17 protein-coding genes are annotated in these 19,058 nt (G+C 64.7%); 4 read left to right on the top strand and 13 right to left on the bottom strand.

All coding sequences use genetic code 11. The annotated features are described in order from the left end of the window. Window positions 1-2 precede the first annotated feature (2 nt). Together brxL and WDN46_11570 are read left to right on the top strand one after the other, a co-directional pair. Window positions 3-2,045 (top strand): protease Lon-related BREX system protein BrxL, encoded by a 2,043-nt coding sequence (gene brxL / locus WDN46_11565; GenBank protein ID MEJ0094041.1) that lies wholly within the window; start codon window positions 3-5, stop codon window positions 2,043-2,045. Window positions 2,046-2,215: 170 nt separating this feature from the next. Further along, window positions 2,216-3,136 (top strand): LysR family transcriptional regulator, encoded by a 921-nt coding sequence (locus WDN46_11570; GenBank protein ID MEJ0094042.1) that lies wholly within the window; start codon window positions 2,216-2,218, stop codon window positions 3,134-3,136. On the opposite strand, the gene WDN46_11575 is transcribed toward WDN46_11570, so the two are convergent. From WDN46_11575 to trbB, 11 genes are read right to left on the bottom strand one after another with little or no spacing between them, the layout of a single operon-like run. Continuing rightward, window positions 3,072-3,347, bottom strand: a complete 276-nt coding sequence (locus tag WDN46_11575; GenBank protein ID MEJ0094043.1) for a DUF2274 domain-containing protein — start codon at window positions 3,345-3,347, stop codon at window positions 3,072-3,074. The genes WDN46_11570 and WDN46_11575 overlap by 65 nt on opposite strands. A 10-nt stretch (window positions 3,348-3,357) precedes the next feature. Next, window positions 3,358-4,548, bottom strand: a complete 1,191-nt coding sequence (locus WDN46_11580) for a TrbI/VirB10 family protein (protein MEJ0094044.1) — start codon at window positions 4,546-4,548, stop codon at window positions 3,358-3,360. Beyond that, the gene (gene trbG, locus WDN46_11585; protein ID MEJ0094045.1) at window positions 4,545-5,534 is read right to left on the bottom strand and encodes a P-type conjugative transfer protein TrbG; all 990 of its coding nucleotides are present in this window, start codon (window positions 5,532-5,534) and stop codon (window positions 4,545-4,547) included. Before trbG ends, WDN46_11580 begins: the two co-directional genes overlap by 4 nt. Beyond that, the gene (trbF, locus tag WDN46_11590; protein ID MEJ0094046.1) at window positions 5,534-6,214 is read right to left on the bottom strand and encodes a conjugal transfer protein TrbF; all 681 of its coding nucleotides are present in this window, start codon (window positions 6,212-6,214) and stop codon (window positions 5,534-5,536) included. The genes trbG and trbF overlap by 1 nt, the downstream gene beginning before the upstream one ends. Before the next feature lie 3 nt (window positions 6,215-6,217). Then, window positions 6,218-7,480, bottom strand: coding sequence for a P-type conjugative transfer protein TrbL (gene trbL / locus WDN46_11595; protein ID MEJ0094047.1), 1,263 nt, complete (start codon window positions 7,478-7,480; stop codon window positions 6,218-6,220). A gap of 3 nt (window positions 7,481-7,483) precedes the next feature. Further along, window positions 7,484-7,813 (bottom strand): putative entry exclusion protein TrbK-alt, encoded by a 330-nt coding sequence (gene trbK-alt, locus WDN46_11600; protein ID MEJ0094048.1) that lies wholly within the window; start codon window positions 7,811-7,813, stop codon window positions 7,484-7,486. After that, on the bottom strand, window positions 7,813-8,556 hold the full coding sequence (gene trbJ, locus WDN46_11605; GenBank protein MEJ0094049.1) for a P-type conjugative transfer protein TrbJ: 744 nt from the start codon (window positions 8,554-8,556) through the stop codon (window positions 7,813-7,815). Before trbJ ends, trbK-alt begins: the two co-directional genes overlap by 1 nt. Continuing rightward, window positions 8,553-10,988, bottom strand: a complete 2,436-nt coding sequence (trbE, locus tag WDN46_11610; protein MEJ0094050.1) for a conjugal transfer protein TrbE — start codon at window positions 10,986-10,988, stop codon at window positions 8,553-8,555. Before trbE ends, trbJ begins: the two co-directional genes overlap by 4 nt. Before the next feature lie 9 nt (window positions 10,989-10,997). Beyond that, window positions 10,998-11,267 (bottom strand): VirB3 family type IV secretion system protein, encoded by a 270-nt coding sequence (locus WDN46_11615; protein MEJ0094051.1) that lies wholly within the window; start codon window positions 11,265-11,267, stop codon window positions 10,998-11,000. Then, the gene (locus WDN46_11620; protein ID MEJ0094052.1) at window positions 11,267-11,590 is read right to left on the bottom strand and encodes a TrbC/VirB2 family protein; all 324 of its coding nucleotides are present in this window, start codon (window positions 11,588-11,590) and stop codon (window positions 11,267-11,269) included. The genes WDN46_11615 and WDN46_11620 overlap by 1 nt, the downstream gene beginning before the upstream one ends. Beyond that, window positions 11,590-12,507 (bottom strand): P-type conjugative transfer ATPase TrbB, encoded by a 918-nt coding sequence (gene trbB / locus WDN46_11625; protein MEJ0094053.1) that lies wholly within the window; start codon window positions 12,505-12,507, stop codon window positions 11,590-11,592. The genes WDN46_11620 and trbB overlap by 1 nt, the downstream gene beginning before the upstream one ends. A gap of 272 nt (window positions 12,508-12,779) precedes the next feature. Here trbB and WDN46_11630 point away from each other — a divergent pair, with 272 nt between their 5' ends. Continuing rightward, on the top strand, window positions 12,780-14,525 hold the full coding sequence (locus tag WDN46_11630; GenBank protein ID MEJ0094054.1) for a VPA1262 family N-terminal domain-containing protein: 1,746 nt from the start codon (window positions 12,780-12,782) through the stop codon (window positions 14,523-14,525). Next, window positions 14,509-16,500 (top strand): hypothetical protein, encoded by a 1,992-nt coding sequence (locus WDN46_11635; GenBank protein ID MEJ0094055.1) that lies wholly within the window; start codon window positions 14,509-14,511, stop codon window positions 16,498-16,500. Before WDN46_11630 ends, WDN46_11635 begins: the two co-directional genes overlap by 17 nt. On the opposite strand, the gene WDN46_11640 is transcribed toward WDN46_11635, so the two are convergent. Beyond that, the gene (locus tag WDN46_11640) at window positions 16,497-16,925 is read right to left on the bottom strand and encodes a CopG family transcriptional regulator (protein MEJ0094056.1); all 429 of its coding nucleotides are present in this window, start codon (window positions 16,923-16,925) and stop codon (window positions 16,497-16,499) included. The genes WDN46_11635 and WDN46_11640 overlap by 4 nt on opposite strands. 3 nt (window positions 16,926-16,928) lie before the next feature. Next, window positions 16,929-18,914, bottom strand: coding sequence for a conjugal transfer protein TraG (locus tag WDN46_11645; GenBank protein ID MEJ0094057.1), 1,986 nt, complete (start codon window positions 18,912-18,914; stop codon window positions 16,929-16,931). Window positions 18,915-19,058 lie beyond the last annotated feature (144 nt).

Consider the following 19,058-nt stretch of genomic DNA (forward strand, 5'->3'; position numbering starts at 1 on the left):
GCATGAGCAATGGTTCACCGCCGACCCGCGATGCACTCGACAACAAGGCGAACCAGCTGTTCGCCGGAAAGGTCGTTCGAAAGGACCTCGTCCGGAAGGTCAAGGTCGGGGCAAACGTCCCGGTCTTTGTGCTTGAGTTTCTGCTCGGAAAATACTGCGCCTCGTCAGACGAACTCGCGATCCAGATGGGATTGCAGGTCGTCAACGACACGCTGGCAAACAATTACATTCGGCCCGACGAGTCTGCGAAGGCGCAAAGCAAGGTCAAGGAAAACGGAAGATATTCCTTCATCGACAAGGTGAAGGTCCGCTTGGTGGATTCGGACTACTGGGCCGAGGGAGTCAATTTCAACAACAAATTTCTGCACATCCCGAGCCAATACGTTCGTGACTACGAGCGCCTGCTCATGGGCGGTGTTTGGGCGCAAGTCGACATGCGCTTCGAGTCCGACGAGGAATCGAAGGGCAAAAATCCGTTCTGGATCGACAAACTTGTCCCAATTCAGATTGCGACCTTTGATCTCGATGAATACCGCAATGTCCGCAAGCAGTTCACGACGGACGAATGGATCGATCTCATCGTCCGGAGCATGGGGTATGAGCCCGGCGAGATGTCTCGGCGGCTCAAGCTGCTTTTCTTGGTCCGGCTCATCCCCCTTGCGGAGCGGAACTACAACCTCGTCGAGCTCGGCCCGCGCGGCACAGGCAAGAGTTACGTCGTCCAGGAAGTCTCGCCATACACCGCTCTTCTGACGGGAGGGACCACGGTCGCCAATCTATTCGGCCACATGTCCGGGCGCCAAAAGGGCATGGTCCAGATCTGGGATGTCGTCGGTTTCGACGAGGTCGCGGATCTCCAGAAGATGCCGAAGGAAGTCATTACGACGATGAAGACGTACTGCGAGTCCGGCACGTTCCAGCGGGGCCAGGAGGCCGTCGCGGGGGATGCCAGCATCGCGATGTTCGGCAATACCAATCAGCCCATCGACGTCATGGTTCAGACCGGCCACCTCTTCGCGCCGATGCCCGACACCATTCGCGACGACATGGCGTTCATCGATCGCCTGCACTTCTATCTCCCGGGCTGGGAGATTCCGCAGATGCGGAATGAACTGTTCACGGATCACTATGGTTTCGTCGTCGACTATCTCGCCGAAGCGCTGCGCGAGATGCGCAAACACAACTTCACAGAGATCATTGACCGATACTTCTCGATGGGCGCGCATCTCAACGCCCGCGATCGCAAAGCGGTACGGAAAACCGTGTCTGGCTTGATGAAGATCCTGTTCCCGCACGGCGAGGTGACTCAGGAGGAGCTTGCAGAAATCCTTGAGTTGGCGTTGGAAGGTCGGCGGCGCGTGAAGGAACAGCTCAAGAAAATGGGCTCCTTCGAATATTACCAGACATCGTTTAGCTACACGCTGCAGGAGACTGGAGAGGAACGGTTCGTCGGTGTACCGGAACAAGGAGGGCGTGACTTAATCTCCACGGACCCCCTGTCACCCGGAACCGTATATACGGCGGGCGTTACATCGGATGGGACGGTTGGCCTGTATCGCCTGGAAGTTTCCGTTTCGAGCGGAACCGGGAAGCTGAAGATGGCGGGGGGCATTTCTGGCGCGATGAAGGAATCGGTGCAGCGAGCCTTCAGCTACGTCCAGGCGAAGAAAGCAGAGCTTGGCATTGCACGCGACCTTGAGACTTCGGACATGCATGTCGAGGTGATTGACCTGTTGGGCAATCGTGTGGAGGCCGAGATTGGGATCGCATTTTTTGTTGCGGCCTACTCGGCGCTTCGGAAAGCGCCCGTCAGTCCAGCGCTGCTCGTACTCGGGGACATGAGTGTGCAGGGAAATATCAAACCACTGCGATCCCTCACAGAGCCGCTCCAGGTCGCGAAGGACAATGGGGCAAAGCGTGCGCTCATCCCCATCGAAAACAAGCGAAGTTTCTTGGATGTTAGCTCCGACATAATGGAGCACGTCGATCCGATCTTTTACGGAGATCCCAAGACCGCCGCCATGAAGGTGCTCGGCAGCTTATAGGAAACGAGGTTGGCGGCCCGGCCCTTGGGCATTAATGTTATTTTAATAATTGTTAATGATCCAAGTCGGTATTCCTGACCGGGAAAACATCGCCACCGTTTTGCCAAAATATCTATGCCACCCTTACCCCCACTGCACTTGGGCGCAAGAGTCTGTCTGGAGGCTGGTGCATGGTCAAACTTGTGTCGATCTCTCAGGCGCTCCTGGTGGCCGAGCATCTCAGCTTCAGCCGTGCGGCGCAGGTCCTCGGTATCCGGCAATCTGCCGTGAGCCGGCGGGTGCGGGCGCTGGAGGACAAGCTGGGCGTTTCCCTGTTCGAGCGCGAGGCGAGCGGCGTTCGGCTGACGGAGGCTGGGCGCCGGTTTCTGGACCGGGCGCGCTCGGCGCTCGCCGAGATCGATCACGCCGTGAAGGGCGCCGGCAACGCAGGGTGCGGTGCGGAGGGCGCAATCCGGATTGGGATACTGTCGTCGCTGTCGGCCGGTTTCGTGCGTGAGTTGCTACGCAGCTATCGCGAAACGCACCCGGTGATCGCCATCGATATCGTCGAGGGCTCCGCAAGCGAACACCTCGCGCGTATCAGCGAGCGCCAGCTCGACATTGCGTTCGTCACTGGGACGCCGACGGTGCCGCACTGCGACACCGCCGTCTTGTGGGAGGCCCGCGTCTTCGCTGTCCTGCCGGAGCGGCATCGCCTCGCCGACGAAGACAAGCTCGGTTGGGAGGCACTGAAGGACGAGCACTTCATCGTCAGCCGCGACGCACCGGGGCCGGAGATTCATGACTATGTCGTCCGTCGGGTGGCGGCTCTCGGGCACAGCCCTTCGGTCGAGCGCTATGGCGTCGGGCGTGAGACATTGATGCATCTGGTCGCTCTCGGAATCGGCATCAGCTTCATCAGCGAAGCCGGGACAGGGGCGTGCTATCCCGAGGTGGTCTTCCGGCCACTCGCGACTGCGGAGGACGTGTTGCCGTACAGCGCCGTGTGGTTACCAGGCAACGACAATCCAGCGTTCCGGCGCTTTCTCAGCCTTGCTCGGTCGATGTCCTCGCGCCAGCCGGCTCCGTTGGCGGCTGAGTTGGCTTCCTGACACTCCGCATTTTGGCGAAGGCACGGTCGCCGGCGATGAAGCGCGCCAACATGGGCGCGATCAGCTTGGCCGGCTCACTGACCGGCTGTCCGGTTTCGCGGCCGAGTGCCGCGGCATAGGCGACAAGATCGCGATGCACCGCCGCGGGAATTTCGATCGTAAGCTTTACCGGCTTGTCATCCGGGATAGCGTCGAGCTTCAATTTTGCCATGAGCGCCTCCTCAACCGCGATAGGGTTCGAGAACGAGATCGTGGGTCACCAAAACACGGACCGGAAATCCCGGTCGGATGGTAATGGTCGGCTGGACGTTCAAGGATCGTCCGACCACTTGCTCGCCGACCTGGCTAAAGCTTTGAGATGAACCCTGCCGAAGGGCCTGGACGAGGGAGTTCTGGTTGTTGTTGCTGTTTCCAGCTTCCGACCCAACGCTCAGCAAGGTCGAGAGGATCGCGGCCTTGAACAGCATGCCCCAATGGTTGTCGACCTCGTCTTCCAGGCCGGCGTAACCCTCGGGATCGGCGCCCGGCTGGCGCTCCAGCACGATCGAACGACCATTCGGCATGATCAGCCGGTTCCAGACCAACAGCGCCCGCGACTGGCCAAAGGCAATCTGGGCGTCGTACTGACCAATCAATCGCGCACCCTGCGGGATCAGGAGGATCTTGCCGGTCGGGCTGTCATAGACATCTTCGGTCACCTGCGCCGTGACGGGGCCAGGCAGATCCGAGCGCAGGCCGGTGAGCAGCGCCGCCGGGATAACCGCGCCGGCCTGTAGCGTGAACGAACTGGCGGGCGCCTGCACGCGATCGGGGCTGACCGTGTCGCGGTCGGGATTCCCGTTCAGGAAAGCGAGCTTGTGATCCTGAGAGGCGAGATCGCTCGACCCACCGGTCAATGACGCCGTGGTGGCTTGAGCCGCTGCCAGCGCCGGAGAGGTCACCGTGGCGATCTGCCCGACACTGGTTGTCGCGAAGAGATGGCTGGTGCGCGCCGCTTCCAGCTCCTGGGCTATACGCTGCTGCTCCGGACTAAGCCCCGCCTCCGACGTCGGCATGCCGGGAGCCGGCGCGCCCGCGTTGACGATCGGCCGGCCGAGATCGCCGGGCAGCGGCGGGCCAAGCTGGGGAACGGCACGCGGAAGACCCGTATAGTCGCGCGGCAGGTTGGCGAGGCCATCCGGTGTCGTGCGATTGCTGGTGTTGTAGAGTTCGGACCCGGCGGTCTGATGCTGGGGTCGCAAGGCCAGGAACAGCGCGCCGCCGATTCCGATGGCCGCGACGGCGCCAAGGCCGAGGAGGACCTTCCGGGAGAGCCGTGTCACGGGCGCCCGGTTGGATCGCAGCCGCATTTCCTGTGGCGGCCGATCGCCTCCCGAAGGCCCCGCCGTCTCTTCATGCGGGGCGTCGGTCACGACTGCGGCCTCCCGTCGGTGCGGACGATACGGACCTTTTTCTGGTGCTCACCGCCGAGCCGCAGTTCGGCCGCGGCGAATAGCCGATCGACGATCATGTGGGCACCCTGGACGCGGTAGTTGACAAGCTCGGCGCCACCTTCCGCGCCGATGACCCAGAGCGGTGGCATCTCGCCTTTGCTGATGCCGGCCGGGAACTCGATGAATACCTGCCGCCCGTCATCGAATGCGCGTAGCGGCCGCCAGGCGGGTGTGTCGCCCTCGATGCGGTAACGAAAGTTCAGCGCGTTGATATCGACGCCGGAGGCGACCGGCGCCGCCGCATCGGCGGTCGCGTTCCGCTGGCGCAGCGCGATCAACTGGTCCTGAGCATAGGCCCAGGAGACCGACGCCATGTAGGTCTTGTCGGCCGAACGCAGCTCCAGATGATAGGTGCGTCGATCGGTATTGATGACGAGATTGGTGACAAGGTCCGGGCGGGTCGGCTTGACCAGGATGTGGACGCGTTTGGTCGGGCCCGTGCCGCTTTCTGTGTCGCCGACGATCCAGCGCACGGTGTCGCCGGCCGCGACGGGACCGGAGCCGACAAGCTGCTCACCCGCTTCGAGGGCGATATCAGTGATCTCGCCGGGCGCCGCGTAGACTTGATAGAGCGCCCCCTCGGAGAATGGATAGACCTGGATCGCATTGAGATATCCGGCCTGTGTCGGCTGAACGCGAGCGGCTCCATTGGCCTGCTCGACGCGCGTGTGCGGATCCGCGGCCTCCGGCGGCGCGGTCTTGGCGCCGGGGATTGGCTTGAGCTGGCCAGGCAACGGCAGGAGCTTCGGAAGCTCGACGATCTGCACCGGCCTGGGCGGATCGGGCTGCAGCACGGCTTGCCGCGGCGTGTCGTCGTAGCTGATCTCGGGCGGCTTCCAGATCGTCGAGCAGGCTCCCAGCGAGATCGAGGCGAGCAAAAGGGTTGCGAGGGGCAGCTTGCGCATCAGCCGAGCTCCTTGGACCAGTTGAGGGCGTGGACGTAGACGCCGAGCGGATTTTTCTTGAGCCGATCAGCGTCGGTCGGCGTCTGCACGACGATGGTGAGGATGGCGCTCCAGCGCTCCGTGACGGCAAGCGCGTTATCGACGTAGCGCCGCTCGACCCATTCGACGCGGAAGCTGTCGTCAGAAGCGCGGATCACGCTCGCCACGTCGATCGAGATTTGCGTCTTGCCGATTTTGGTGAAGGGATCGTTGGTGCGGGCGTAGTCGTTCAGCACCAGCGCGCCTTTGTCGGTGACGTAGTCATACGCCTCGAGCCAGTTCTGCCGCAGCACAACCGGGTCGGCCGGAATGCCCCGCACCTCCTCGATGAAGCGGGCGAGATGCCAGGCGATCTGCGGGTCGGTCGGGCGGTAGTCGGCCACGGCCGCCGCCACCGTTTGCGCCTGGCCAAGTCTGTCGACCTGCACGACCCACGGCGTGATCGTGCCGCGCGCCGATTGCCAGACGAGGCCGGCGGCCAGGCCGCCGCTGAGCGCCAGCATGCCGAAGAAGGCGAGCCGCCAATTCTTCGCCTGGACGCGGGCCGATCCGATCCGGTCGTCCCAAATCTGGCCTGCTCTCTGGTAAGGCGTTTCGGAGTCTGGGGTCGCGCCGTAGCGGACGGTCGGTCGCCGGAACATGAACTATTCTCCTTCGGAGAGATCGACGCCGCCGCCACCGCTGGGATGATCGCCGGAGCGGATGGCGTGGTCGGCGGCGGAGACCCCTTGATTGATGGTTTGATTGCGCTTCATGCGGCTGGCCCAGTCCGGCGGACCCGAGGCTTCACCCTGGGTTGCCGCGCTCGCCCCCGCTTGGCTCGCTTTTCCCGTCACGGCCTGACCCCCGGCAGCGAAACTGTCGCGCAGGCTCGCGGCCGCGCGGCGAAGCGGACTGGTTGCGGCTGAGGCCCCGGCCTGAGCGACACCAGAGAGGCCGCCCGCCCGGTAGGCGGCGGTGGCGCCACCCGCGACACTGGCGCCAGCGCGCGCGGTCCCGGCGATAGCGCCACCAGCGGCGCCAAGGCCGCCCGCCGCGAGCGCGGCTCCGGCCGCGCCGATGCCGGCGACCGCGAGTCCGGTCCCCACGGCGGCGCCGGCGCCGAGCTGCGGCCCGCCGGCGATCAGCCCGTTGGCGATGCCGGGCGCGAAGATGGTGAGGCCGAGCAGCGACAAAGCCGCGAGGATCAGGGTCAGCGCATCACTGATGGTGGGCGGATTGTTGAAGCCGCTGGTGAACTGGCTGAAAATTGTGGAGCCGATGCCGACGATCACGGCAAGCACCAGAACCTTCACGCCGGACGACACCACGTTGCCCAGAACCTTCTCGGCGAGGAAGGCGGTGCGGCCGAAGAGGCCGAAAGGCACAAGGACGAAGCCCGCGAGCGTGGTCAGCTTGAATTCGATCAGGCTGACGAAGAGCTGGATCGCCATGATGAAGAAGCTGATGACGACGATCAGCCAGGCGATCAGCAGGATCGCGATCTGGATGAAGTTGTCGAAGAAGCTGGTGAAGCCCATCAGGCCGGAGATGGAAGTAAGGATGGGCTGGCCGGCATCGATGCCGACCTGCGCAAGACGGCCTGGCTGAAGGAGCTGCGCTTGGCTCAGCGTTCCGCCGCCCGCCTCAATGCCGAGGCCGGCGAAGGAGTTGTAGATGATCTGCGCGAGATTGTTGAAGTTGCCGATGATGAAGGCGAAGACGCCGATATAGAGGGTCTTCCTGATGAGGCGCGCGAGCACGTCCTCGTCTGGCGCCAGGGCCCAGAAGAGGCCGGCCAGGGTGATGTCGATCGCGATGAGCACACCGGCGAGCCAGTGCACATCGCCCTGCACGAGCCCGAATCCGGAATCGATGTACTGGGTGAAGATCCCCAGGAAGCGGTCGATGACGCCAGTGCCGCCCATAGCTCAATGGTCCTCGGGTTTAGGCGCAAGGCGCGGGTTGGCCGGTGGCGTGGATGCGGTGGATGGCGCCGGGCGATAGGTGAAGAAGCGACGCCGGTTCTCGGCCCAGGCGGCTTCGCAGGAACCGTCATTCTGCGCGGCCATACCGATCGCCTGGCAGCGCGCCAGTTCGCGCGCGAGCGGATCGCTCTGGATCGCGGGTGAGTTCACGGGCGCGTTCTGGCGTGCGTCGTCGCGGTGGAAACTGATGGCGGTCGCCACGATCGCCCCGGCGACCAGGACGAACCCGGCGGCGCGGCCGATCATGGCGATATTGAGCGGACGGCCGCGCATCAGTGGAACATCTGTGCGGAGCCGGGTTGGTAGCCCGAGCCGTAGTTGAGGAAGTTGGTGAGCTGCTGCTGGGCCTGGGCCTGGTTCGCGACGGTGCGTGCGCCTTCCAGGCTCTGGGCGCGCGCGATCGACGCCATGACCGCGGTAAGATCGGCGAGCTGCTTGGTCTGGAGCGCCACGAGCTGGTTTCCAGATTGGGCGGCCTGGAGCGCGCCGGAGGCCGACTGGCTCGACGAGACCAGGGCGCTGATCTGCGTGCGCGTTGAGTCGAGGTTCTGCACCACGCCGGCCTGAACGCGCATCGCGTCCTGGAATCCGGCGAGCGAGTTCTGCCAGCGCGTCTGTGCGCCGGCGACGAGCTGTTGGCTCGATGTCGAGCTGGAATAGGCCTGCGGATAGGTGCTCGTGAACGCCTGATTGATGGTCGTGACGTTGTAGGCGATCCCCTGCGCCTGGATGAGCAACTGCTCGGTCTGATTGATCGACTGCTCAAGTTGCGCCAGCGAGGAGTATGGCAGGCTCGCCAGGTTCTTGGCCTGATTGATCAGCATGTTGGCCTGGTTCTCCAGGCTCTGGATCGAGTTGTTGACCTGCTGCAGCTCGCGCGCCGCCGTGAGGACGTTCTGCGAGAAGTTGGTCGGATCGTAGACGATCCATTGGGCATGGGCGGGAACGCTGGCGGTCACGAGCGTGAGCGCGGTGACGCCGGCGGCGAGCGCCGCGCGGAAACGACGCGTGGTCATCGGGAAACCTCCTGGATACGGGTGACGAGCATGTCCGCAGCCCAATCGAGGCCCTTGCCGCGCAGCCACGCCGCGCCGAACCCGTCGCGGCCATGGGTGGCGACAATCTTGGCGATGGCGGTCTGATCGGTCTTGGACGACGCGGCGGCGAAGGCGAGCGCGACCTCGCTCAGGCCCAACTCGAACAGGCGGTTGCCGCGGCGGGATTGGCAGTAATAGTCGCGCTTTGGCGTCGCGCGGCTGAGGATCTCGATCTGGCGATCGTTCAGCCCGAAGCGGCGATAGATGGTTGCGATCTGCGGTTCGAGCGCGCGCTCATTTGGCAGGAACACGCGCGTCGGGCAGCTCTCGATAATCGCGGGTGCAATGGCGCTGCCGTCGATATCGGCGAGCGATTGGGTGGCGAAGATGACGCTGGCGTTCTTCTTTCGCAGCGTCTTCAGCCATTCCCGGAGCTGGCCGGCGAAGCCGCGGTCATCTAGCGCGAGCCAACCCTCGTCGATGATGAGTAGTGTGGGGCGCCCATCGAACCGGTCCTCGATACGATGAAACAGATAGGACAGGACCGCCGGCCCGGCGCCCGCGCCGATCAGCCCTTCGGTCTCGAAGGCCTGGATTTCGGCCTCGCCGAGGCGCTCAGTCTCCGCGTCGAGCAACCGTCCCCAGGGACCGCCGACGGTGTACGGCTGCAAAGCCTGTTTCAGAGCGTTCGATTGCAGAAGGACGGAGAGCCCGGTGATCGTCCTCTCCGTCAATGGGGCGGAAGCAAGCGAGGTCAGCGCGGACCAGAGGTGTTCCTTGAGGTCCGGGGTGATGGTCACGCCCTCCCGGCCGAGCAATGTCGCCACCCATTCAGCCGCCCAGGCGCGCTCGCCAGCGTCGTTGATCCGCGCGAGGGGCTGTAAAGCGACAGGCTCGGCGATGTCGTCGGCGATCGCACCGCCGAGATCGTGCCAGTCCCCGCCCATGGCGAGTGCTGCCGCACGGATCGAGCCGCCGAAATCGAAGGCGAAGACCTGCGCGCCCGCGTAGCGGCGAAACTGCAGCGCCATCAGCGCCAGCAGTACGGACTTGCCGGCGCCGGTCGGCCCCACGATCAGCGTGTGGCCGACATCGCCGACATGGAGCGAAAACCGGAACGGCGTCGATCCCTCCGTCCGCGCGAAGAACAGCGGCGGCGCCTGGAAATGCTCGTCCCGTTCCGGCCCGGCCCAGACCGCCGAGAACGGCATCATGTGCGCCAGGTTCAGGGTCGAGATCGGCGGCTGGCGGACATTGGCGTAGACGTGGCCCGGCAGACTTCCCATCCAGGCCTCGATCGCGTTGACGCTCTCGCGCATGCAGGTGAAGTCGCGGCCCTGGACGGTCTTCTCGACCAGACGCAGCCGATCCTCGGCGATGCGGGGATCGTCATCCCAGACGGTGACGGTCGCGGTGACATAGGCCTGGCCGACAAGATCGGAACCGAGCTCCTGGAGCGCCATGTCGGCGTCGAGCGCTTTGTTGGCGGCGTCGCTGTCCATCAGCACCGACGCCTCGTTGGTCATCACCTCCTTGAGGATCGCCGTGATCGACTTACGCTTGGCAAACCATTGCCGGCGGATGCGGCCGAGCACCTTCGCCGCGTCGGTCTTGTCGAGACAGATCGCGCGCGTCGACCAGCGATAGGGGAAGGCGAGCCGGTTGAGTTCGTCGAGCAGGCCCGGCCAGGTCTGAGACGGAAAGCCCATGATGGTGAGCGTGCGCAGATGCGCCCGGCCGAGCCGCGGTTCGAGCCCGCCGGAGAGGTCCTCATCGACCAGGATGGCGTCGAGGTGCATGGGCGTTTCCGGCACGCGCACACGCTGGCGGCGGGTCGAAACGCAGGAATGCAGATAGGTCAGCGTCTCGGGATCGTCGAGCCACTCCGCCTCGGGCATGAAGCCCTCAATCAGCGCCAGCACCCGATCGGTGCGGTCGATGAATCCGGCCAGCGCCGCGCGCCAATCGGCACCGTCCTGCGCGCGTCCTTCATAGAGCCAGGCCTCGGCGCGCGCGGCGTCCTCGGCCGGCGGCAGCCAGAGCAGTGTGAAGAAATATCGGCTCTCGAAATGGGAGCCTTCCTCCTCGAACTGCGCCCGGCGTTCGGCATCGACGAGAGCGGAGGTGGCGTCGGGAAAATCACCTTTCGGATAGCGGTTCGCCGGCTGGCGCTGCGCCTCGATGAAGATCGCCCAGCCGGAACCGAGGCGGCGCAAGGCATTGTTGAGCCGGGACGTGATCGCCACGAGTTCGGCCGGTGTCGCCGAATCCAGATCGGGTCCGCGAAACCGCGCCGTGCGCTGGAACGAGCCGTCCTTGTTGAGGATCACACCCTTTCCGACCAACGCCGCCCAGGGCAGGAAATCGGCGAGGCTGTGAGACCGGCGGCGGTATTCAGCAAGGTTCATCATGGCAGCACCTCACTCGGCCAGGTGTGGCGGGTAGCGCAAATGCCGGCGCACCACGTCGACGAAGGCAGGGTCGCGCTTAGCGGCCCACACCGCCGCCACATGGCCGATCAGCCAGATGGCGGCGCCGACGATCCACAGGCGCAGGCCCAGGCCGACGGCGGCGGCGAGCGTGCCGTTGACGATCGCCACCGCCCGCGGCGCGCCACCGAGCAGGATCTGCTCGGTGAGTGCGCGGTGAACGGGCGCATAGAAGCCGGTGATGGGCTCGTCCTGGTCCATCAGATCAGCGCTCCGCCGCCGAATGAGAAGAACGACAGGAAGAAGCTCGACGCGGCGAAGGCGATCGACAGGCCAAAGACGATCTGGATCAGCCGCCGGAAACCGCCGGAGCTTTCGCCAAAGGCCAGCGTCAGGCCGGTCATGATGATCACGATCACCGAGACGACCTTGGCGACCGGACCCTGGATCGACGCCAGGATCTGTGTCAGCGGCTGCTCCCATGGCATGTTGGAGCCCGCCGCGTACGCGGGTGACGAGACGAGCGCGACAAAAGCGAATGCGTAGGCCAGTGCGAAGCGATGGCGGACACGGTTGAACAGCATCACGGTTCTCCTGCTGGGGTGAGGACGTAGTCGCCGGTCGGGCCGAGTTCCTGCACCGCGGCGAGTTCGGCGAGCCTTCTCGCGGAGCCGCGACCGGCGAGAACCGCGATTAGGTCGATGGTCTCGGCAATCAGCGCGCGCGGGACGGTGACGACGGCTTCCTGAATGAGCTGTTCGAGGCGGCGTAGCGCGCCGATGGCGGAGCCGGCGTGCAAGGTGCCGACGCCGCCGGGATGGCCGGTGCCCCACGCCTTCAGGAGATCGAGGGCCTCGGCGCCGCGCACCTCGCCGATCGGAATGCGGTCGGGACGGAGGCGCAGAGATGAGCGGACGAGATCGGACAGCGAGGCCGCGCCGTCCTTGGTGCGCAGCGCCACGAGGTTGGGCGCGGCGCATTGCAGTTCGCGGGTATCCTCGATCAGCACCACGCGGTCGCCAGTCTTGGCGACCTCGGCAAGCAGCGCGTTGACCAGCGTCGTCTTGCCGGTCGAGGTGCCGCCGGCGACGAGGATATTCTTCCGTTCCCGGACCGCCACGCAAAGCAACTCGGCTTGCGCGCCGGACATGATGCCGGCCTCGACATAGTCGCCGAGGGTGAAGACCGCGACGGCCGGGCGGCGAATGGCGAAGCACGGCGCCGCCACGACAGGCGGCACCAGGCCCTCGAACCGCTCCCCGCTTTCCGGCAACTCGGCCGAGACGCGCGGACTGCCGGCATGAACCTCGACGCCGACATGATGGGCGACGAGCCGCACAATTCGCTCGGCGTCTGCCGGGGTGACCCGGCAACCGGTGTCCTCAAGCCCGCCCGACAGCCGGTCGATCCAGAGCCGGCCATCGGGATTGAGCATCACCTCGACGATGCTGGGGTCTTCGAGATAGCCGGCGATCGCGGGGCCAAGCGCGGTGCGCAGCATGCGCGCGCCGCGGGCGAAGGCTTCTGAGCGGAACGAGATCGTCGTCACTGCGAACCCCGAAAACTCGCCTCGTCGAGGCGGATTGATCATCGGGGTTGATTAGAAAGAGCCGGAAATCGGACTTCGCAACAGCGGTGATGAGGCGATAGGGCTCAGGGATAGAAAGACATGCGGCTGGGATGGTCGGCGATGAGGGCGCGGGAGAGCGTGAGCGCTCTTGTGGGTCATCACCCTCATTGCCGGCTGTGATAAACTGGCCAAATGGAGGCGAGATGGACAGTCCCGAAGACGGCGATGCAGCGATCGAGCACCCCGATACGGCTGGCTCAGCGCAGCAGGTGCCCATATGGCCCAAAGTCGCGACGGACTATCACGGCGCGCTGGTAAGGCTGGCGACGATGCGCGCCGCTGGTAAGCAATATTTGCTGTTCGGTTATGTGGAGCTCTTTCCCCGCGATATCCCGGTTCCGGAGCGTTTCACGGCCGGAGAAAGGAATTGGGCGGTTCCCAACTTCGGCGGTGATGTGACTCTTGCGGGATCGGCGCTGCCGATGTCCACCGCCGATGCTCTCGCCTGGTACGAAGCGGCGGCCCTTGGGCGGGTGACGATCCCGCTGACTGCGTCGCCAGTTGAGATCGCGGCGCCGCCCTTCGGCGTCGAGCCGGCATTAGGCCGGTTCTGTGTGGGCGAGACGATTCCGTTTTCAGCACAATGGCATGGCGGACCGCGTATTCACCGATTGGTTCCGATGGAAGATCCGGCGGAGGCGATCCAGAAGCTTGGATCGAGCACCGCCGCCCGCGAGTGGCTTGCCACCAATGCTGGATTCGATCCCTTCGAATACGAGGAGTGGCTTGGAAGCCTCTCCCTGCTTGCTCCCGACCCGCTGCTCACTGGTGTCGGGCATTTCACGTACGACCGGAAGGCCACCGGCTCGGAGCGAGTGGTCATTCAAGCGCACCGGCGCCACTATGAGGATTACCCCGAAGCAGATGCCGGCGCGCTGAAGCTCGTCATACTCCAGCGGCGGCCCGCCGGCTGGACGGAGGTCTTGCCCGCCTCGTTCGACGACGACGGCTTCGCCATCAAGGGCTACCCAGAGCCGGTCAGCGAGACAGGCTTCGCGATCTCCTGTCCCACCCGCGGGCTCGTTCGCATGGTCCCACCGACATTGTGGATGGAGCAGATCAGCGTCGGCTTCGGTGTGGTCGATGCGGTGCTCGATGTCGAGGTGCCGTCGGGCGGTCGTCGCAAACCGGCGTCGCGCTACAAAACCAGCCGGGTGAAGGAGGCCGGCGGCGTGCATGTGGGAGAGGCGCTGCCTCTCTCTGGCGCGATCCGAATCGTTGAGCTGCAGGAGGCGCGCAAGGATCGCCTCCAGAAGCAGTCCGCCCCGCAACGGTTGTTCGGCGTCCACGAAACCGACAAGGACGATCTGACGGGTGACGATCTGGTCCGCATGCGCGGCGAGGCCGAATCCTATGTGGCGAACCTCGTGGCCGGGGCGCAGCGCCGCGTCATCTTCGTCGATCCGGATTTTGGCATGCGCGAACTCCAGAACTACGCGCTCCGAGTCATGCGCGATGGCGTGGAGGTGACGATTTTGACGGGCGCGCCGCACATGCGTAAAGCCCGGCCAGATGACAGCGCGGAGGAAGCTCCCCCAGAGGGGCAGACAGCGTCCTCCACGCCGCCCGGCGTCCTGCTGCTGGCGCAACTTCGACATGTGCAGGGCCGGCTCGGACCGGGGGCGCCGAAGGTGTTGGTGATGCCAGGCTCGAGGAAGCCTGTCTTCCACGACCGCTTTCTGGTGATTGACGATGTCGTTTGGGCGTCGGGGCCGTCGTTCAACGAGCTCGGCGAACGCATCGGGTTAATAAGCCAGGTTCACGAGTCCCGTATTGTTATCGCGGCCATAGAACGCGTGCTTGACCGCTCCATGCCTCTCGCGGACTGGATCGCCAAAGCAGGTCTCCCAGAGCTGAACGGCGATGGACCCGATGCCACGCACGCTTGAAGACCATTTGCGCGATCGGCGCGCCCGGATCGCCTCCTGGCTCGAACAGCCCACTGAGGCTGAAACCGCCACCGCCGTGTGCGAGCGCTGGATCGTGGATCTCTTGGCGCGTGATCTGACGCTCTATTCCCGGCAAGACCTTGGTTCGCTGCCTGCCGATCTGAGTCTTGTCGATCGGCTGTCCGCGGAAAAACTTGATGGACTGTCCGCAGCGCTCGCTTGGCAGATCGAAGACGCGGAAGGCAAGGAGCCTGACGAAGCGCCTCTGATCGGTCATGTTCTGGCGGCCGCTAGCGGACACGCCTATGCGATCCATGGTCCCGGCAAGCTCGATTGGATTGGCCATTTCGTCGCGTCGATCGACGGCGCGTCGTGGGAGGACTTTGCCGATGCTGCGGCGCAGGTGTTGGGCAGGAATCCCGACGTGCAGGAGGCGTTCGTCGATTTCCTCGCCACGATCGTCACAAAGGCCAACGACGCGCCGGACACCGTGACCGAGATTCCGCCGCGTCGCGCTTCTATGGCGTCGATCGTCGAGCAATTCGCGCGGGCGGGGAGCTTCCAGGAGGTATGGGAAGCGGACCAGTGGCCAATCCTGTTCCGGTCAAGCGATGCGTTCGAGATTCTGCGAAGAGCCGACGCCGAGCGCTTCGTGACGATGATCGACCAATTGCCGCACCCGACGCTCGTGAAGCAGTGTCTCAGTAGTAAAGCGCTTCTGACAAGTCCGCACGATGCCTTGATCCTGTTGCGGTTGGCGAATACCGCCTTCGACGCAGAGGGCCGCTGGCAGCGCTCGGGGATGGCCGCAATCCTGTTGCTGCAGTCGGCGAGCGAACAACTGCTATCGCCGCGCGGCGACGAGGTGGAGACCGAAGACCTGAGCAAAGGCATTGCGCAGTTTCGCAACGCTGTCGGTGGGGTTCTCGACATCCTTTTTGCGCGTGCCGACGGCGTCGAACTCGCTTGGCACTGGCTTGAAAACCTTCTGCGCCAGACGCCCCGTGTTCCTCCTGCAGGCCGAAGCGGCCCGCGCAAGCAGATGATCAATCGCATCGGGATTTTGGCGCATGCGCTTAGCAGTCGCATGACGCCTCGTCGTGCACAAGACGCATGGATCAGGGAGACAAAACCGCTGGAGCGGCAGTTTCGTGCCGTGGCGGTGCTGAGCGTGGCGGCATTCACGACGACGGTCGCAGATCTGGACGTCGGGTCCATCGCGAAAGGCCTGCTAAAGGGTGATGGCTTCGAGTTGACGCGCGCGAACGACCTCATCCAATTACCCGGCGCGCCTTTGCGAACCATTCCGGGCGATGTTCTGGCGAGACTCCCAGGCGCCGCCGCTTGGTTCACCAGCACTTGGTCTGCACTCAGGTTCGAGCGCGAACGAGCGTGGCGGGCCAATAGACACAGCAGTGGAAATCCGGCCGAGATCATGGGACTTTGGGGACTTGGCGCGGTCGAATCCCTCGTGATGAACGCCGAAGCACAGCCCGGTGACGCTGCCGGAATGTGGCTCGCAGTTGAGCGTGCGTTTCGCGAGGCGCGGCTCGTCGAGCCGAGGCTCGGCCGGGACTTCTGGTCCCAAGCTGTCGCGCGCCTCTTTTGGTGGTGGCCGCAGGTCTTCACGGAGATTCAAGACCAGGCCGATAATTCGGGAGCCGGGTCGTCTGTTCCTACCGCGCTTGGTAGAGCGCTCGCGCCCTACGCGGAGATCAGCGGCGACTTCATGGCGGTAACCGTCACCTTGCAGCAGGCAGGGCTCCCTATATTGGTGCTGGATGAAGCGGTTCATCACGTCGGTCACAACTTGCTGCGGATGATCCGTCTTTTCGTGGCGACAGCTCGCCACCTGAACGATCGCCGTGCGTGGAATCCAGATTGGGTCGCGGCGCTCGGAAGAATCGAGGCGGAAATCGCCGGCGACCGTCAAAGCGCAGATTTGCCTGCGCGAACCGGCCGCAGCGAAATCTAGTCGGGAAGGGTCGCCGACACGGGTGGGTTCACATCCGTTGTCACCTCGTCTGCGAGCGTCCGACCACGCGCCAGCCGGCGCCCCAGGGCCTCAACGAAGCCGTCATAGCGCTCCCGGCCCTTGGCCTGCGCCGCCGCCTGGGCGGTATCCGGCAATGGCGGGGTGTTGGTCAGCCAGAAGCGCACGAACAGCGCCAGGGCCTCGTTTGAGATGGTGACGTGCCGTTCGAGGCGCTCGATCTGTCGCGTCATGCGGTCGAGCCGCCGCGCGAGCGCGGCCTCCAACCGATCGGCGCCATCCGGCGACAGGTGCGAGGCGAGCGCTGTCTCCACCACCAGCGCCTGCGGCACGCGTTTGCGCGCCGCGTAGTCGGCCAGCTTGCCGGCGAGATCCGGCGGAAGGCGAAAGGTGTGCTTGGTGCGCATGCGTCACAGCCCCATGTCGTCGGCCGGATCGAGCGAGACTTGCCGGGCGATGGTGCGGACCTGGCCCTGCAAGACGCGGAGACGCTGGGGGGCGTCATCCGCGTCGTCATCGGCCAACTCGAATTCCTGCGCCGGCTGGCGGGGTTCCGGCGCGATCTCTTCGTGTTCGGGAAGTTCAGGCTCACGCCGAATACCGGCGTTGTCGGGATCGTCGGATTGCGCCGGCGGTGCCGCGACGATCAACTCCGCCCAATCGCCGCTGTGCGCCGGTCGCGCCGTGGGGGAGTGGCCGGCGGATTCCGCCGAGCGAGTGGGCTTGGGCGGCGGCAGGATTCGCGTCCGCAATTGCGGATCCTCGTAGTAACGCGCCTTCTTGGCGCGGATCGGATGGCAGCCGGAGACGAGCACCAACTCGTCATCGGGTGGGAGTTGCATCACCTCGCCAGACGTCAGCAGCGGCCGCGCGGTCTCCTGGCGGGAGACCATCAAGTGGCCGAGCCACGGGCTCAGTCGATGACCCGCATAGTTTTTGGCGTCGCGGATTTCGGTGGCGGTGCCGAGCGCGTCGGATACGCGTTTGGCGGTTCGCTCGTCGTTGCTGGCGAAGCTCACGCGGACATGACAGTTGTCGAGGATCGAGTTGTTCTGGCCATAAGCCTTCTCGATCTGGTTCAGGCTCTGTGCGATCAGAAATGCCTTCAAGCCATAACCGGCCATGAAGGCCAAAGCGCTCTCGAAGAAATCGAGCCGACCCAGCGCCGGGAATTCATCGAGCATCAGCAGCAGGCGATGGCGCTGGCGCTTCGACTCCAGCTCCTCAGTCAGTCGCCGGCCGATCTGGTTCAGGATCAAGCGGACAAGTGGCTTGGTCCGACTGATGTCCGATGGCGGGACGACGAGGTAGAGCGTCGCCGGTCGCCCGCTCTCGACAAGATCGCGGATGCGCCAATCGCATTGGCGCGTGACGGCCGCGACCACGGGATCGCGATACAGACCGAGGAACGACATGGCCGTCGACAGCACGCCGGAGCGTTCGTTTTCGGATTTGTTCAGCAGCTCGCGCGCGGCGCTCGCGACGACGGGATGCACGCCGCGTTCGCCCAGATGCGGCGTCGTCATCATCGCGCGCAGCGTCGTCTCGGTTGGCCGCTTGGGATCGGAGAGAAAATTGGCGACGCCGGCGAGCGTCTTGTCCGGCTCGGCGTAGAGGACATGCAGGATGGTGCCGACCAGAAGCGAATGGCTGGTCTTCTCCCAATGGTTCCGCCGTTCCAGCGCGCCTTCCGGATCGACCAGCACGTCGGCGATGTTCTGGACGTCGCGCACCTCCCATTCGCCGCGCCGGACCTCAAGCAGCGGATTATAGGCGGCACTCTGCGTATTGGTGGGGTCGAAGAGCAGCACGCGACCGAACCGCGCGCGCCAGCCGGCGGTGAGCGTCCAGTTCTCGCCCTTGATGTCGTGGACGATCGCCGAGCCTGGCCAGGTCAGCAGCGTCGGAACGACCAGGCCGACGCCCTTGCCGCTTCGGGTCGGCGCGAAGCAAAGCACATGCTCGGGGCCGTCGTGGCGCAGGTAGTCGTCGTGCCAGCGACCGAGGAGCACGCCGTCATGGCCAAGCATGCCGGCCTGCCGGACTTCGTGCGCCTCGGCCCATCGAGCGGAACCATATGTCGTGACCCGCTTGGCCTCCCGCGCCCGCCAGACCGAAATGGTGACAGCCACGACGATCGCGGCGATACCGCCGGACGCCGCGATATAGGCGCCTTCGACAAAGATCTCGCGTGCATAGGCGTCGTAGGCGAACCACCACCAGAAGAATGCCGGCGGCTGGTAGACGGGCCAGCCGAGGACTTCAAACCAGGGGTGGCCGAGCTGGGGCTGGAAGGCGAGCCGCCACGCGGTCCATTCCGTCGCCGCCCAGACGAAGGCGAGCACGACGGCGCTGACGAGGAGCACTTGGCCCCAGAGGATCTTGGTCGCGTTCATGACGACGGAGGATCAGGAACCGCTTAGTCGGCAACCTCAAGCTCAAAGAGCCAATACGGGGGTGCTGGGATATGGCAGCGAAGAAATCGGACAGTTCACGTGGCAGATATCGAACCGTCGCCGACCTTGGATGTGGATCAGCCG

This window comes from Methylocella sp., assembly GCA_037200525.1.
In the GTDB taxonomy this organism is placed as follows: Bacteria; Pseudomonadota; Alphaproteobacteria; order Rhizobiales; family Beijerinckiaceae; genus Methylocapsa.

Bases quoted from the DNA above. Each gene is read 5' to 3' on its own strand.
- brxL (MEJ0094041.1), top strand. From the start codon at position 3: ATGAGCAATGGTTCACCGCCGACCCGCGATGCACTCGACAACAAGGCG.
- WDN46_11570 (MEJ0094042.1), top strand. From the start codon at position 2,216: ATGGTCAAACTTGTGTCGATCTCTCAGGCGCTCCTGGTGGCCGAGCAT.
- WDN46_11575 (MEJ0094043.1), bottom strand. From the start codon at position 3,347: ATGGCAAAATTGAAGCTCGACGCTATCCCGGATGACAAGCCGGTAAAG.
- trbG (MEJ0094045.1), bottom strand. From the start codon at position 5,534: ATGCGCAAGCTGCCCCTCGCAACCCTTTTGCTCGCCTCGATCTCGCTG.
- trbF (MEJ0094046.1), bottom strand. From the start codon at position 6,214: ATGTTCCGGCGACCGACCGTCCGCTACGGCGCGACCCCAGACTCCGAA.
- trbL (MEJ0094047.1), bottom strand. From the start codon at position 7,480: ATGGGCGGCACTGGCGTCATCGACCGCTTCCTGGGGATCTTCACCCAG.
- trbK-alt (MEJ0094048.1), bottom strand. From the start codon at position 7,813: ATGCGCGGCCGTCCGCTCAATATCGCCATGATCGGCCGCGCCGCCGGG.
- trbJ (MEJ0094049.1), bottom strand. From the start codon at position 8,556: ATGACCACGCGTCGTTTCCGCGCGGCGCTCGCCGCCGGCGTCACCGCG.
- trbE (MEJ0094050.1), bottom strand. From the start codon at position 10,988: ATGATGAACCTTGCTGAATACCGCCGCCGGTCTCACAGCCTCGCCGAT.
- WDN46_11615 (MEJ0094051.1), bottom strand. From the start codon at position 11,267: ATGGACCAGGACGAGCCCATCACCGGCTTCTATGCGCCCGTTCACCGC.
- WDN46_11620 (MEJ0094052.1), bottom strand. From the start codon at position 11,590: ATGCTGTTCAACCGTGTCCGCCATCGCTTCGCACTGGCCTACGCATTC.
- trbB (MEJ0094053.1), bottom strand. From the start codon at position 12,507: ATGCTGCGCACCGCGCTTGGCCCCGCGATCGCCGGCTATCTCGAAGAC.
- WDN46_11630 (MEJ0094054.1), top strand. From the start codon at position 12,780: ATGGACAGTCCCGAAGACGGCGATGCAGCGATCGAGCACCCCGATACG.
- WDN46_11635 (MEJ0094055.1), top strand. From the start codon at position 14,509: ATGCCACGCACGCTTGAAGACCATTTGCGCGATCGGCGCGCCCGGATC.
- WDN46_11640 (MEJ0094056.1), bottom strand. From the start codon at position 16,925: ATGCGCACCAAGCACACCTTTCGCCTTCCGCCGGATCTCGCCGGCAAG.
- WDN46_11645 (MEJ0094057.1), bottom strand. From the start codon at position 18,914: ATGAACGCGACCAAGATCCTCTGGGGCCAAGTGCTCCTCGTCAGCGCC.